We start from the raw sequence: 14,397 nt of genomic DNA, 5'->3' as shown, positions 1-14,397 counted from the left end.
CGGCGCGGCCCTAGTCCCCGCTCCCGGAGGGTTCTTCCGTGCCGGCTGGAACGCTGTACCGCGGCCGGGAAGGAATGTGGTCCTGGGTGGCTCACCGAGTCACCGGCGTCCTCATCTTCTTCTTCCTGTTCGTTCACGTGCTGGACACCGCTCTCGTGCGTGTCTCCCCCGAGGCCTACGACAAGGTCGTAGCCACGTACAAGACGCCGATCGTCGCGTTGCTGGAGTACGGCCTCGTCGCCGCCATCCTCTTCCACGCGCTCAACGGCCTGCGCGTCATCGCCGTCGACTTCTGGTCTAAGGGCCCGCGCTACCAGAAGCAGATGCTGTGGACCGTCGTCGGCGTCTGGGTCGTCCTGATGGCCTTCGCGATCTACCCGGTCCTCGGCCACGCCGCTCGTGTCCTCTTCGGGAGCTGACGCCGATGTCCACCACTGAAACCACCGCTTCCGGGATCGGCCCCGTCGAGGGCGACGCGCTCTACAGCGTCGACCACCCGGCCCCCCTCATCGAGTCGCCGCGCAAGCGCACCAAGAAGAGCCCCAAGTCCACCCGGGGCAACTTCGAGATGGCGGCCTGGCTGTTCATGCGCCTGTCCGGCGTCGTGCTGGTCGTCCTCGTGCTCGGCCACCTGCTGATCCAGCTCGTGCTGGACGGCGGCGTCTCCAAGGTCGGCTTCGCCTTCGTGGCCGGCCGCTGGGCGTCCCCGTTCTGGCAGGTCTGGGACCTGCTGATGCTGTGGCTCGCCATGCTGCACGGTGCCAACGGCCTGCGCACGGTCATCAACGACTACGCGGAGCGCGCGAACACCCGGCTGTGGCTCAAGGGCCTGCTCTACACCGCCACGGTGTTCACCATCCTGCTGGGCACGCTGGTGATCTTCACCTTCGACCCGAACATCCGCTAGGCACGGGGCTGCGAGAATCATGAAGATCCACAAGTACGACACCGTCATCGTCGGCGCCGGTGGCGCGGGCATGCGCGCGGCCATCGAGTCCACGAAGCGCAGCCGCACCGCGGTCCTGACCAAGCTCTACCCCACCCGCTCCCACACGGGCGCCGCGCAGGGCGGCATGGCCGCCGCGCTGGCCAACGTGGAGGAGGACAACTGGGAGTGGCACACCTTCGACACGGTCAAGGGCGGTGACTACCTGGTCGACCAGGACGCCGCCGAGATCCTGGCGAAGGAGGCCATCGACGCCGTCCTCGACCTGGAGAAGATGGGCCTGCCGTTCAACCGCACCCCGAACGGCACCATCGACCAGCGCCGCTTCGGCGGTCACAGCCGCAACCACGGCGAGGCGCCGGTCCGCCGGTCCTGCTACGCCGCGGACCGCACCGGCCACATGATCCTCCAGACGCTGTACCAGAACTGCGTCAAGGAGGGCGTGGAGTTCTTCAACGAGTTCTACGTCCTGGACCAGCTGATCACCGAGGTCGACGGCGTCAAGAAGTCGTCCGGTGTCGTGGCGTACGAGCTGGCCACCGGCGAGATCCACGTCTTCCAGGCGAAGGCCGTCATCTACGCCTCGGGCGGCACCGGCAAGTTCTTCAAGGTGACCTCCAACGCGCACACCCTGACCGGTGACGGCCAGGCCGCCGTCTACCGCCGCGGTCTGCCGCTGGAGGACATGGAGTTCTTCCAGTTCCACCCGACCGGCATCTGGCGCATGGGCATCCTGCTGACGGAGGGCGCCCGTGGTGAGGGCGGCATCCTCCGCAACAAGGACGGCGAGCGCTTCATGGAGAAGTACGCGCCGGTCATGAAGGACCTCGCATCCCGTGACGTCGTCTCCCGCTCCATCTACACGGAGATCCGCGAGGGCCGCGGCTGCGGTCCCGAGGGCGACCACGTCTACCTGGACCTGACGCACCTTCCGCCGGAGCAGCTGGACGCCAAGCTCCCGGACATCACCGAGTTCGCGCGCACCTACCTCGGCATCGAGCCGTACACGGACCCGATCCCGATCCAGCCGACCGCGCACTACGCGATGGGCGGCATCCCGACGAACGTCGAGGGTGAGGTCCTTATCGACAACACCACCGTCGTCCCGGGCCTGTACGCGGCCGGCGAGGTCGCGTGCGTGTCGGTGCACGGCGCCAACCGCCTCGGCACCAACTCGCTGCTGGACATCAACGTGTTCGGCCGCCGCGCCGGCATCGCCGCCGCCGAGTACTCCCAGAAGGCCGACTACGTCGAGCTGCCGGAGAACCCGGAGACCTTCGTCGTCGACCAGATCGAGCGGCTGCGCACCTCCACCGGCAACGAGCGGGTCGCCGAGATCCGGCGCGAGCTGCAGGAGACCATGGACGCCAACGTCATGGTCTTCCGCACCGAGCAGACGATCAAGACGGCCGTCGAGAAGATCGCCGAGCTGCGCGAGCGCTACAAGAACGTGTCGATCCAGGACAAGGGCAAGCGGTTCAACACGGACCTGCTGGAGGCCATCGAGCTGGGCAACCTGCTCGACCTGGCCGAGGTCATGGCGGTCTCCGCCCTCGCCCGCAAGGAGTCCCGCGGCGGTCACTACCGCGAGGACTACCCGAACCGCGACGACGTCAACTTCATGCGCCACACCATGGCGTACCGCGAGGTGGGCGACGACGGCACCGAGTCCGTCCGTCTCGACTACAAGCCGGTCGTCCAGACCCGCTACCAGCCGATGGAGCGTAAGTACTGATGGCAACCCCCGTTCTGGACAAGGTGGAGGCGGAGGCCGCGGCGTCCCCCTACATCACGGTCACGTTCCGAGTCCGCCGCTTCAACCCGGAGGTCTCGGCCGAGGCGACCTGGGAAGACTTCCAGCTGGAGATCGACCCGAAGGAGCGCGTCCTCGACGGCCTCCACAAGATCAAGTGGGACGTCGACGGCACGCTGACCTTCCGCCGGTCCTGCGCCCACGGCATCTGCGGCTCGGACGCGATGCGGATCAACGGCAAGAACCGTCTCGCCTGCAAGACGCTGATCAAGGACATCAACCCCGAGAAGCCGATCACGATCGAGCCCATCAAGGGCCTCACGGTCCTCAAGGACCTGGTCGTGGACATGGAGCCGTTCTTCCAGGCGTACCGGGACGTGATGCCGTTCCTGATCACGAAGGAGACGAACGAGCCGACGCGCGAGCGTCTGCAGTCTGCGGAGGACCGCGAGCGCTTCGACGACACGACGAAGTGCATCCTGTGCGCCGCCTGCACGTCGTCCTGCCCGGTCTTCTGGAACGACGGCCAGTACTTCGGCCCGGCCGCCATCGTCAACGCGCACCGCTTCATCTTCGACTCGCGTGACGAGGCCGGCGAGCAGCGCCTGGAGATCCTCAACGACCGTGACGGCGTGTGGCGTTGCCGCACGACCTTCAACTGCACGGACGCCTGCCCCCGTGGCATCGAGGTCACCAAGGCGATCGCCGAGGTCAAGAAGGCGCTCATCACGCGCCGCTTCTGAGCTCCGCCCTCCTGCGAGGAGATGGGCCCCGCCTCCGGTTTCGTGCCGGGGAGCGGGGCCCGAGCGTTTCTCTCGCTTCTCCCTGTTTCCCCTCACTTCTGCCAAGGTGCCGACATGAGCAACTCGACCGCGGCCGCCGTCTTCACCACGCCCGACCTGGAGGAGGCGCTCGGTGTCGTGCGCACGTTCCTGGGGATCGCGGATCTCACCTTCGCCGAGGTGGACTTCGAGGCCACCATCCGCTCCCGGGAGGGCGTGGCGGGGGTACTGAAGGTGCTGCCCGAGCTCGACTGGCGGGCGGCGGAGGCGTCGGAACCGCGGTCGGCGAAGACCGGGGACGACCCCGCACAGTGCCTGCCCGTCTCGGTCCACGACTGGTCCCACCCCCTGGACCTGGCCGAGCCGTTCATCCGGGCCCTGCGCGTCGAGGACGCGGCGGCCGTGCGGTGGGACCTGAGCGGCTGGCCCGAGGTCCCGGAGGCGGGTCTTGAGGAGATCTCCCAGAAGTACGCGTATCTCACGCTGTCGGTGAACTCCCGGGACCTGTACCAGTACGAGTGCTCCCCCGGCCACACCGTCCACGTGCATGTGCGCGCGGGGCGCGACCTGGACCGGGTGCGCTGGCTCGCCGCACAGGTGGGCGGTCACTTCACCGGCCGGACCGAGCTCGCCCCTCTCTGACACCGCCGGGCGGGTGACCTCCGCGGTCTGTCCGCGTGGGTGCTCGTTGCGCCGTACCTAATCTGATGGCATGTCAGATGACGAGTCGTACGAACTGCTCGGGTTCGACAACGTGCTGCTGCCCGTCGGGGACCTCGGGGAGGCCGTCGCCTTCTACGAGCGGGCCGGGTTCACCGCCGCCTTCCGGTTCGACGAGGGCGGGATCGCGCTGCTGAAGGTCGGGGGCGAGACCCCCGGGATTCTGCTGCGGGCCGAGGAGGCGGTGGGGCACCGGCCGCCGCCCTGGCCCTCGCCGCACGTCTGGCTGGAGGTGCCGGACGCGCGTACGGCGGCACGGACGCTCACCGCCGCCGGGATCACGCTGCTCGACGAGCCGTTCTCGGTGGCCACGGGGTGGACCGTCGAGGTCGCCGACCCCTGGGGGAACATCCTCGGATTCACCGACTACACGAAGCGGCCGGAGCTCGCCAGACGGTGCTGAGGTACCCCCGGGGTGCGACTGCGGTGCCCGCGCCACTCGTTAGGCTCTTCTTCCGTGTCCGCGAAGAACGACGGTCCCGACGAGACCGGCCCTCAGAGCAAGTCCGAGCAGACCCGTGCGCTGATCCTGGAGACGGCCATGCGGCTGTTCCAGGAACGCGGGTACGACAAGACCACGATGCGGGCCATCGCCAAGGAGGCGGGGGTCTCCGTCGGCAACGCGTACTACTACTTCGAGGGCAAGGAGCACCTGATCCAGGGCTTCTACGACCGGATCGCCGCCGAGCACCAGGTGGCGGTCCGGGACGTGCTGGCCCGGGAGACCGATCTGGAGGCGCGGCTCGCCGGTGTGCTGAAGGCGTGGCTGGACATCGCGAAGCCGTACCACGAGTTCGCGGTGCAGTTCTTCAAGAACGCCGCCGACCCGGACAGCCCGCTCAGCCCCTTCTCCCCGGAGAGCGAGCACGCGCGCATGGAGGCCATCAGTGTCCACAAGGAGGTGCTCCGGGGGGCGAAGACCAAAGTGCCGGCGGAGCTGCGGGAGGTACTGCCCGAGCTGATGTGGCTCGCCCAGATGGGCCTCGTCCTGTACTGGGTCTTCGACCGGACCGAGGGCCGCGAGCGCAGCTACCGGCTGGCCGCGCGCGGGGCCCGGCTCACCGCGCGGGGCGTGTCCCTGGCCCGGTTCCGGGTGCTGCGGCCGCTGGTGCTGGAGGTGCACGAGCTGTTCACGGACTTCCTGCCCGGCATGACCAGGGTCCTGCCGGACCCGGGGGGCAAGGGGCGGCGGGCCGGGGCGGAGTGATCACTTTCGGGTGAAGCGGTTCGAAGGGGACACCGGGGGTCCTGCCTGCCTACGATGATGCTCTCGACACCAGCCCACGGGAGGCACGCGATGTCAGCAGCATCCGTCGAGCGGCCCCACGGAGACCGTCCGCTGATCGCGGAGGCCAACCTGCTCATGGACCGCAATCCGGGCTACCGCGTCGAGATCATCGGAGGCCAGATCCTCGTGACCCCGCCCCCGGACGGCCCTCACGCAGAGGCCTTGATGGACCTCGCGTTCGTCTTTGCCGCAGCAGGCCTGCACGGCAGCGAGTCCAAGGTGGTCCAAGGCATCGGCATCTGGCTGCCCGGCACCGAGGACTACGCGATCCCTGATCTCTCGCTCGTCGATGCCGACTACCGGGACCACCACGCCGAGAACAACTGCTACGCCCCCGTCTGCTTCCGCCTGGTCCTGGAGGTCACTTCCAGCAATTGGAAGGCCGACCTGCGTCAGAAGGTCAAGGCATACGCCGGTGCGAAGGTGCCCGTCTACGTCATCGTCGACCGCAAACACCAGCGCCTGCACGTCCTGACCGACCCCGCGGGGGACGGGTACGAGAGCCACCGCCCGTACTCCCCCGGCGAAGTTGTCACGCTACCCGCAGCCATCGGCGCCGACGTCACTCTCGACGTCGACGCCATTCTCAAGGCAGGCCGGACAGAAGCTAATTGACCGCGTCCACCTCCCCCTCCGCCAACTCCACGTCGTACACCACCGGCCCGTCCGCCACCGTCACATGCCGGGCCTTCGAGCCGTGTGAGCCCGCCGTCACCGCCAGCAGGTAGGAACCCGGCGCCGGTACCGACACGATGTACGAGCCGTCGGCCAGGGACGTCACCCGGTCCAGTTGGCGACCGCCCTTCGACAGCAGTGTCACGCCCGCGTCCTCGACCGGATCGCCCTCGGGCGTGCGGACGTAGCCATGGATCACCGAGGCGGGGCCGCCCTCCGGATCTACGGCTTCCGCGGCCTCCTCCGTCGGCTCCACCGCCAGATGCGGCAGCCGCTTGTCCAGCCACCCGGGCAGCCACCAGTTCGCCCCGCCCAGCAGATGCATCGCCGCCGGCACGAGCGCCGTACGCAGGACGAACGCGTCCAGGGCCACCGCCGCCGCTAGGCCCACGCCCGCCATCGCCGCGCCCGAGTCGCCGCTCAGCACGAAGGCCAGGAAGACGCAGACCATGATCAGCGCCGCGGAGTTGATGACCCGGCTGGTCTCGGCCAGGCCGACGCGCACCGCACGCGCGTTGTCCTTCGTGTGGACCCACTCCTCGTGCATCCGGCTCACCAGGAACACCTGGTAGTCCATCGACAGGCCAAAGAGCAGGGACAGCATGATGACCGGCAGGAAGGCGTTGATCGGCCCCTCCTTGCCGAGGCCGAGCAGGTCCAGGCCCACGCCCCACTGGAAGATCGCGACCAGGACGCCGAAGGAGGCCGCGGCCGCGATCAGGTTCATCACGGCGGCCGTCAGCGGCACCACCACGGAGCGGAAGGCGATCAGCAGGAGCAGGAAGCCGAGGCCGATGATCGTCGCGATGAAGAGCGGCAGACGGTCGCCGGTGACCGTCGCGAAGTCCTTCGACACCGCCGTCACACCGCCCACGTGCGCCTGCGCGCCCGCGTCCGGGATGACGTAGTCCCGGAGCGTGTCGATCAGCTCGTCCGTCTGCTTCGACTGGGGTGACGTCGCCGGGACCACCTGGATGACCGTGACGCCCCGCGCGGGCGGCAGCGCGGCCGCCTGCGCGACGCCGCGCGTCGCCCGGATGTCCTTGACCAGCGCCGTGGTGTCGCCGTCGGACACGACCACCTGGAGCGGGCCGTTGAAGCCCGGCCCGAAGCCCTCGGCGAGCAGGTCGTACGCCTTCCTCGTGGTCGTCGACGCCTCGTCGTTGCCCTGGTCCGTCGCGCCGAGCCGCAGCGACAGCACCGGCAGGGCGAGGACGGCCATGACCACCAGCGCCAGCGCGGCGATCGTACGGGGGCGCCGCTGCACGGTCCCCGACCAGCGCGCCGCCAGTCCGCTCGCCCGCTCCCGCTCGGGGCCTTCGGCGGCCAGCTTCCGCCGCTGGCGGCGGCTCAGCACCCGTGGGCCGAGGAAGCCGAGCAGGGCCGGGAGCAGGGTCGTGGCGGCCAGCACGCTCAGGACGACCGTGAGCGAGGTGCCGATCACCACCCCGTCCAGGAAGCGCAGGTTCGTCACCAGCATTCCGGCGAGCGCGATGCACACCGTGCCGCCCGCGAACAGCACCGCGCGGCCGGAGGTGTCCAGGGCGGTGGCCGCCGAGTCCTCCGGCGCCATGCCCTTGAGGATGCCGCGCCGGTGCCGGGTGACGATGAACAGGGCGTAGTCGATGCCGACGCCGAGGCCGATCAGGGTGGCGAGCAGCGGGGCCAGGTCAGGGATGTCGGTGGTGTGACTGAGGAGCTGGGTCGAGAACAGGCCGGTGCCGACACCGAACACGGCGACGCCGATCGGCAGCAGCATCGCGAACAGCGAGCCGAAGGCCAGGAACAGCACGAGGGCCGCCGCGACGATGCCGACCATCTCGGCGAGGCCGGTCGGCGGCTCCTGCACCCGCTGGATCGCCTGACCGCCCAACTCCACCTGCAGACCGCCGCGTTCGGCGCCCTGCGCGGTGTCGACGACGTCCTGGACCAGTTCCTTGGGTACGGCGTTCGACCGCTCGGTGAAGGTGATCTGCGCGTACGCGATCCGCCCGTCACGGCTGATCTGCCGCGCGCCGGGGGCGCCGGCGTAGGGTCCGGTGACGTCGCCGACGCCCTTCATCGCCGCTATCTTCTCCAGCGCGGGCTGGATCCGGGACCGTACGGAGGCGTCCCGTACCGACCCCTGGTCGACCTTCCACACCACCGTGTCGGTGTCGCCCGCGCTGTCCGGGAACGCCTTCTCCATCAGGTCGTACGCGCGCTTGGAGTCCGTGTTCGGGAGGGAGAAGACGTTCGCGTAGTCCGTGCCCGCCGTCGAGGCCGAGAAACCCAGCCCGAACAGCGCTCCCACCCACACCAACAGGACCACCAGCCGGTGCCGATAGCACCACCGTGCCAATGCCGCCACGCTCTAACTCCTCAGTCGATCGGTTCGGTCGGTCCCCCAGGTCCTGGCAACAGGATTGGCGGCCACCCGCGCGTGAGGACACGTGATCCGCATGACTCTCAAGGAACTCCAAAGCTGGGGCGTGCCCCGTCGTCCGCGGTCGTGCCGATACTGGGGGCATGACGGCTCCAGGCACCGTGCTGGTCGTGGAGGACGAACCGAGCATCGCGGACGTCCTCGCCATCGCCCTGCGCTACCACCGCTTCGAGGTGATGACGGCGGGCACCGTCCGCGAGGCCCTCGCCTTGACCGAGCGCACCCGGCCCGACGCGGCCCTGCTCGACGTGATGCTGCCGGACGGGGACGGCCGGGCGCTGGGGCGGGAACTGCGCGCCAGGCAGCCCGACCTGGCGCTGGTCTTCCTCACCGCGCGCGACTCCCCCGCCGAGATCGTGGGCGCCCTCGGCTTCGGCGACGACTACATCACCAAGCCGTTCAACATCGACGAGGTCGTCGCCCGCGTCGGCGCGGTGCTGCGCCGCACCCGCTCGGCCGACGTCATCCCCGAGCGGCCGCCGCTGCGGTACGGCGACCTGGAGCTGGACGAGACGACGTACTCGGTGCACCGCGCGGGCCGTACGGTCGAGCTGACCCCGACCGAGTACGCGCTGCTGCGCTTCCTGGTGCGCAACGGCGGCCGGATCGTGCCCAAGGAGCAACTGCTGCGCCACGTCTGGCAGTACGAGCACACCCCGCCCGAGTCGACCGTCGTCGAGACCTACATCAGCTATCTGCGCCGCAAGCTGGACACCCTGGGACCGCCGGTGATCACCACGCGGCGGGGTATCGGATACGGGCTCGCATGAGGCGGCGGTGCGGGGGCATCCACTCCCTGCGCGGCAAGCTGACCCTGACCAATGTCGCGCTGCTCGCGCTCGGCATCGTCGTGGCGACCGCGGTCAGCCTGATGGGGATGCGGCACTACCTGCTCGGCCAGGTGGACGCCGAGCTGACCAAGATGCGCGACTCGCTGGGCAGTTCGGGCCTCACCCTGCGCCAGGTCGACTCGCTGAGCGTGCTGGGCGTCGTCCGCGACCGGATCGCGCCCACGGGCAGGGACGACCGTCCGACACCGGACTCGATCTTCACCGCCGTGGACGGCCGGGGCACGGCCCTCACCCTGTTCGGCATCAAGCCCACCGAGGCCCAGCGCGGGCTCGCGGACGCGGTGGACGACCCGCGGGCGCTCGCCGCCGACCCCGACCCGCACGACGTGAGCGTGCACGGCACCGCGTACCGGGTGACCGCGACCCGGCTCGCCGACGGCCCCTACATCCTGCTGGCCACCTCCACCGAGGGCCTGCACCGGGGCATGGCCAAGGCGGTCGGACTCGACCTCGCCGTGGGCACGCTGCTGCTGGCGCTGCTGGCCTGCCTGACCATGTTCAGCGTGCGGCGCCGGATGCGGCCCCTGGAGGACATGGTGGAGACCTCCTCGGCGATCGCCGAGGGCGACCTCACCCGGCGGGTGCCCTCCAGCCGGGAGCCCACCCAGGAGGTCGAGCAGCTGCGGCTGGCCCTCAACTCCATGCTCCAGCAGGTGGAGTCGGCGTACCGGACGCGCGAGCGCAGCGCGGCCCAGCTGCGCCGCTTCGTCGCCGACGCCTCGCACGAGCTGCGCACCCCGCTGGCGGCCATACGCGGCTACCTCCAGCTGTACGACAAGGGCATGCTGGTCGAGGCGGCCGAGCGCAAGCGGGCCTGGGACCGGGTCAACGCCGAGGCGGACCGCATGGGGCGGCTGGTCGACGAGCTGCTCACGCTCGCCCGCCTCGACCAGCGCCCCGAGCTGCGGTTCCGCAGCGTCGACCTGAGCCGGCTGGTGCGGGACGCGGCCGAGGACCTGCGGGCACAGCAGCCGGAGCGGCCGGTCACCGTGGCCGCCGACGGCGCCCTGCTGGTGTCCGCCGACGAGTCCGGCCTGCGCCAGGTCCTCGGCAATCTGGTGGCCAACGTGCGCACGCACACGCCCGCCGACGTGCCGGTGCGGCTGGGCGTGGAGCGCGCGGACGGGGTGGTGCGGCTGTGCGTGGCGGACGAGGGCCCGGGGCTGGCCGAGGAGGACGCGGTGCGGGTCTTCGACCGCTTCTTCCGCGCGGGCGGCGGCGCGGGCAGCGGGCTGGGCCTCGCGATCGTGAAGGGCGTCGTCCGCGCGCACGGCGGCGAGGTGGCGGTGTGCACGGCCCCGGGCGAGGGCCTGGCGGTGACGGTGACGCTTCCGGTACGGGTGCCCGTGGGGTCGTAGCCGGGGAAGTGCCGTGGGCGCGGCATACGGCGCCTCAGGCGGGGGCCGAGACCAGTGCCCACACCGTCTTGCCGTGGCCGCCGCGGCTCCACACGCCCCAGGCCGCGGCGACGGCCGCCACGAGGTGCAGCCCGCGGCCGGTCTCGTCGCCGTCCCGCACCAGTCGCAGCCGGGGTTCGTGGCGGCCCTCGTCGGAGACCTCGACGAGGCAGGAGCCGTCCGCGAGGGCGGTCACGGCGACCTCGAACTCCCGCTCCAGCAGGGGTCCGTGGCGTACGACGTTGGTGGCCAGCTCGGACACCAGCAGGACCACGTCCTCCAGCGCCGGGTCACCGGACCGGTGGCCCCAGTCGGCCAGATGGTCCCGGACCCGGCGCCGGGCGAGACCGACGGACGCCGGATGCCGGGGCAGCCGGAAGGCGTTGCGTCTCAGCACGTCTGCTCCTCACCCCACGCACACCTCCGTCACAGGGTGCCGCGTCGGGTGTCTGCCCCGCTTCACCCGGGCGTATGTCCGAACGCCGGATCGCGTCAGAACCTCGTCAGATCCAGGTCAGGCGCCACAGCCGGAACACGCCGGTGCCGTCCGAGAGGTACTGGCCGCCGCCGATGTCCTCGCTGCTGACGACGTACTCCTTGCGCTGCCAGAGCGGGATCAGCGGCACGTCGGTGGCCACGTCGGCCTGTAGGTCGCGGAAGTCCTGCGCGACCCGGCTGCGGTCGGCGAACTGCTGGCTGTCCACGATCAGATGGTCGACGAGCTTGTTGGTGTAGCCGGTGTTCATGGTGGAGCCGGTGCCGACGAGCGGAGCGCCGAAGGTGTCCGGGTCCGGGTAGTCGGCGACCCAGCCGACCGCGTACGCGTCCAGCTTGCCGGTGGCCCAGCGCTTTTGGAAGTCGGTCCACTCGTAGCCCCGGACGTCCACCTTGAACAGGCCGCCGGCCTCCAGCTGCTTCTTCAGCTCGGCGGCCTCCTCGGCGCCGGCGCCGCGTCCCTTGCCGTAGCCGAAGGTGAAGCGGACCGGGGTGGTGACGCCGGCCTGGGTGAGCAGGGCCTTCGCCTTCTCGGTGCTCCGCTTCGGGTAGGCGTCGAAGAAGGACGTGGTGTGGCCGGTGATGCCGGTCGGGATCAGCGAGTACAGCGGGTCGACCGTGCCGTCGTACACCGTGGCGGCCAACTGCTCGCGGTTGACCAGCCAGGCCAGGGCCCGGCGGACGCGCGCGTCGTGCAGCGGCGAGTTCGCGCGGGTGTTCAGGTAGAGGTTGCGGGTCTCGGAGCTGTCGGACTCCGTGACGCGCTGCTTCGGGTCGCTGGCCGAGAGGCGGGAGAGCACCGCGGGCGGCAGGGTGCGCGTGGCGACCTCGACGTCCTTGGCCTTCCAGGCGTTGTTCAGCTTGTCGGCGTCGGCGTAGTACCGCAGCTCGACGGGGCGGCCCGTGCCGCCCAGGATGCCCTTGTACCTCGGGTTCGGCGCCAGGTCCGCCCGGGTGTCCTTGGTGTACGACGTGAGCGTGTAGGGGCCGGTGCCGTCGACCTCGGAGCCGGTGCGCAGGGAGCCCGCCGGGTACTTGTCCCTGTCGACGATCGCGCCGGCGCCGGTGGCCACCTTGAACGGGAAGGTGGCGTCCGGCGACGACAGGTTGAAGGTGACGGTGTTCCCCTGGGCGCGCACCGACCCGAGGGTGGAGAACAGGGACGCCGGGCCGACGTCCGAGTTGATCTTCTTGACCCGGTCGAAGGAGTACTTCACGTCCTCGGCGGTCATCGCGCGCCCGCTCGGGAAGGTGAGTCCGTCCCGCAGTTCACAGCGATAGGTCTTCAGCCCGCTGCCCACGAAGTCACAGCTCTTGGCCGCGTCGGGAACGGGCGTGACACCGCTCGGTTCGAAGGTCATCAGGGACTGGAATACGTTGCTGAACAACGCCCAGGATCCCGCGTCGTAGGCCCCGGCCGGATCGAGTGACGTAACGGCGTCCGTCGTGCCGACCCTGATGGTCTTGTCGTTGTTTCCCTGCGCCGGCAGAAGCTGCCAGCCGCCCACTCCCACGGCCGCCAGCACGAGCAGCGTCGCGAGAATCCGCATGCGCACCGATCGCATCGGTGAGTGCCCTCCCCAGGCCCGAACGGGCCCCCTGTGGCCCCTTTGGGCCGTGTGCACAACGCCACTCCCCTAGTGGCGCGGACACCTAATCACAGGAGTTTCAGCTGGGGAAAGAGGGGTTTTGAGAAATGAGAAAGAACTTACCGGGAATTGTTTCCCGATCGTTTCACAGCAAATTCCCAGCAGCGATTCAGGCTTGCTCGGAGGCGAGTCGTACGACGGTGATGTCGGACGGCGCCCCCACCCGCGTGGGCGGCCCCCAGGCGCCCGCGCCACGGCTGACGTACAGCTGGGTGTCGCCGTAGCGCTCCAGTCCCGCGACCGTCGGATTCGCCGCCCGGGCGATGAAGTTGCCGGGCCAGAGCTGGCCGCCGTGGGTGTGCCCGGAGAGCTGGAGGTCGACGCCGTGCCGGACGGCCTCGTGGATCTGCACGGGCTGGTGGGCGAGCAGCACGCACGCGCGTGCCCGGTCCCGGTCGCCGAGCGCCCGCCCGAAGTCCGGCCCCTGGCCCTCGCTCTCGCCCTGCACGTCGTTCACGCCGGCGAGGTCGAAACCGGGCAGCTCGGTGCGGGCGTTCTCCAGCGGGTGCAGGCCGAGCCGGCGCACCTCCTCGACCCTCCCCCAGTGCCTTAAGGGCCTGGGGGGACCCCCAGCTCGGCGCCGGAGAAGTACTCGTGGTTCCCGGTGACGAAGTACGCCCCGTGCCGGGCCCTGAGCTGCGCCAGCGGCGCCGCGGCGGGTCCCAGGTCCTTCACGCTCCCGTCGACGAGGTCACCGACGACCGCGATCAGGTCGGGCTGCGTGGCGTTGATCGTGTCGACGACCTTCTGCGCGAAGCCCCGGCCGAGGATCGGGCCGAGGTGGATGTCGCTGACGACGGCGATCCGGAAGCCGTCCGCGCCCCGCGGCAGCTTCGCGAGTGGAACGGTGACGTGCTTCACCCTCGGGCCGCGCAGGACGCCGTAGGTGCCGTAACCGACGGTGCCCAGCGCGGCGGTGGCGGCGGCTCCGCCCACGACACGGGAGACGAACAGACGGCGGGAGGGGGCGGGTGAGGGCGCCTGGACGGGGTCCGGGCCCGGGTCCGGGCCCGACGGTGCCGGTCCCGCGGGCACCGTCGTTTCCGCCGGCACCGCCGCCGGCGCCGGTGTCACCGGGGCCCGCCGCTCCAACAGCCGTCGCAGCAGGGGTCGTACGACCTCTCCCGCGAGCACGGCCGGCAGCAGGTAGACCGACAGGGCCATCCAGAGGAAGCCGGGCCAGGCCAGGGTGCGCTGGAGCCAGAAGGGGGCGCCGGAGCGTTCCGCGACCAGGGCCGCGATCATCAGGGCCGGCCCCGCCACGAACACCGCCGTGCCCGTGCGACGCGCACGGCCCGGTGCCGCCGTGGTGTCACGGACCAGCCTGCGCCACACGTACCGGTACAGCGCCGCGACGACGGCCAGTACGGCCAGGGCGACGAGTGCGAAGACGATGACCACCCCGCCGTGCCCCCG

General features: G+C 70.4%; 13 protein-coding genes and 1 pseudogene. 10 read left to right on the top strand and 4 right to left on the bottom strand.

What is annotated here, in order from left to right; genetic code table 11:
• Positions 1-38: 38 nt before the first annotated feature.
• The 8 genes from sdhC to IPZ69_RS27165 all read left to right on the top strand — a co-directional run bounded on the left by sdhC (position 39) and on the right by IPZ69_RS27165 (position 6,104).
• Entirely contained in the window at positions 39-419 is a 381-nt protein-coding gene (gene sdhC, locus IPZ69_RS27200; RefSeq protein ID WP_308407547.1) for a succinate dehydrogenase, cytochrome b556 subunit, read from the top strand.
• 5 nt (positions 420-424) lie between these two features.
• Positions 425-907 carry a succinate dehydrogenase hydrophobic membrane anchor subunit gene (locus IPZ69_RS27195; protein ID WP_235457165.1) on the top strand — a complete coding sequence of 161 codons (483 nt, stop codon included), beginning with the start codon at positions 425-427 and terminating at the stop codon, positions 905-907.
• Positions 908-926: 19 nt separating this feature from the next.
• Positions 927-2,681, top strand: a complete 1,755-nt coding sequence (sdhA, locus tag IPZ69_RS27190) for a succinate dehydrogenase flavoprotein subunit (protein WP_235457164.1) — start codon at positions 927-929, stop codon at positions 2,679-2,681.
• A complete protein-coding gene (locus tag IPZ69_RS27185) occupies positions 2,681-3,442 on the top strand; it encodes a succinate dehydrogenase iron-sulfur subunit (protein WP_235457163.1) in 762 nt (253 codons plus the stop codon). The genes sdhA and IPZ69_RS27185 overlap by 1 nt, the downstream gene beginning before the upstream one ends.
• A gap of 114 nt (positions 3,443-3,556) precedes the next feature.
• The gene (locus IPZ69_RS27180) at positions 3,557-4,123 is read left to right on the top strand and encodes a hypothetical protein (RefSeq protein WP_235457162.1); all 567 of its coding nucleotides are present in this window, start codon (positions 3,557-3,559) and stop codon (positions 4,121-4,123) included.
• Between the two features lie 70 nt (positions 4,124-4,193).
• Positions 4,194-4,604 (top strand): VOC family protein, encoded by a 411-nt coding sequence (locus IPZ69_RS27175; protein ID WP_235457161.1) that lies wholly within the window; start codon positions 4,194-4,196, stop codon positions 4,602-4,604.
• A gap of 54 nt (positions 4,605-4,658) precedes the next feature.
• Positions 4,659-5,408: a TetR/AcrR family transcriptional regulator gene (locus IPZ69_RS27170; protein ID WP_235457160.1), complete on the top strand. Its 750-nt coding sequence runs from the start codon at positions 4,659-4,661 to the stop codon at positions 5,406-5,408.
• Positions 5,409-5,498: 90 nt separating this feature from the next.
• Positions 5,499-6,104, top strand: a complete 606-nt coding sequence (locus tag IPZ69_RS27165; RefSeq protein ID WP_235457159.1) for a Uma2 family endonuclease — start codon at positions 5,499-5,501, stop codon at positions 6,102-6,104.
• Here the strand turns inward: IPZ69_RS27165 and IPZ69_RS27160 are convergent.
• On the bottom strand, positions 6,097-8,505 hold the full coding sequence (locus tag IPZ69_RS27160; protein WP_235457192.1) for an MMPL family transporter: 2,409 nt from the start codon (positions 8,503-8,505) through the stop codon (positions 6,097-6,099). The genes IPZ69_RS27165 and IPZ69_RS27160 overlap by 8 nt on opposite strands.
• Before the next feature lie 167 nt (positions 8,506-8,672).
• Between IPZ69_RS27160 and IPZ69_RS27155 the strand changes: the two genes are divergently transcribed.
• Positions 8,673-9,359 (top strand): response regulator transcription factor, encoded by a 687-nt coding sequence (locus tag IPZ69_RS27155; protein ID WP_235457158.1) that lies wholly within the window; start codon positions 8,673-8,675, stop codon positions 9,357-9,359.
• Complete coding sequence (locus tag IPZ69_RS27150; RefSeq protein ID WP_235457156.1) at positions 9,356-10,798, top strand: sensor histidine kinase; 1,443 nt, start codon at positions 9,356-9,358, stop codon at positions 10,796-10,798. Before IPZ69_RS27155 ends, IPZ69_RS27150 begins: the two co-directional genes overlap by 4 nt.
• Positions 10,799-10,832: 34 nt before the next feature.
• Here the strand turns inward: IPZ69_RS27150 and IPZ69_RS27145 are convergent, their stop codons facing one another.
• The 3 genes and pseudogenes from IPZ69_RS27145 to IPZ69_RS27135 all read right to left on the bottom strand — a co-directional run bounded on the left by IPZ69_RS27145 (position 10,833) and on the right by IPZ69_RS27135 (position 14,382).
• Positions 10,833-11,234 carry an ATP-binding protein gene (locus IPZ69_RS27145; RefSeq protein ID WP_235457154.1) on the bottom strand — a complete coding sequence of 134 codons (402 nt, stop codon included), beginning with the start codon at positions 11,232-11,234 and terminating at the stop codon, positions 10,833-10,835.
• 106 nt (positions 11,235-11,340) lie between these two features.
• Positions 11,341-12,897 (bottom strand): ABC transporter substrate-binding protein, encoded by a 1,557-nt coding sequence (locus tag IPZ69_RS27140; RefSeq protein ID WP_235457152.1) that lies wholly within the window; start codon positions 12,895-12,897, stop codon positions 11,341-11,343.
• Positions 12,898-13,090: 193 nt separating this feature from the next.
• A pseudogene (locus IPZ69_RS27135) lies at positions 13,091-14,382 on the bottom strand (metallophosphoesterase).
• Positions 14,383-14,397: the final 15 nt, after the last annotated feature.

This window comes from Streptomyces olivochromogenes (assembly GCF_021538895.1).
GTDB classification, from domain to species: Bacteria; Actinomycetota; Actinomycetes; order Streptomycetales; family Streptomycetaceae; genus Streptomyces; species Streptomyces olivochromogenes_A.
Note: the sequence above shows the minus strand (reverse complement) of the source record. Positions and strands in the feature narration are given on the sequence as shown.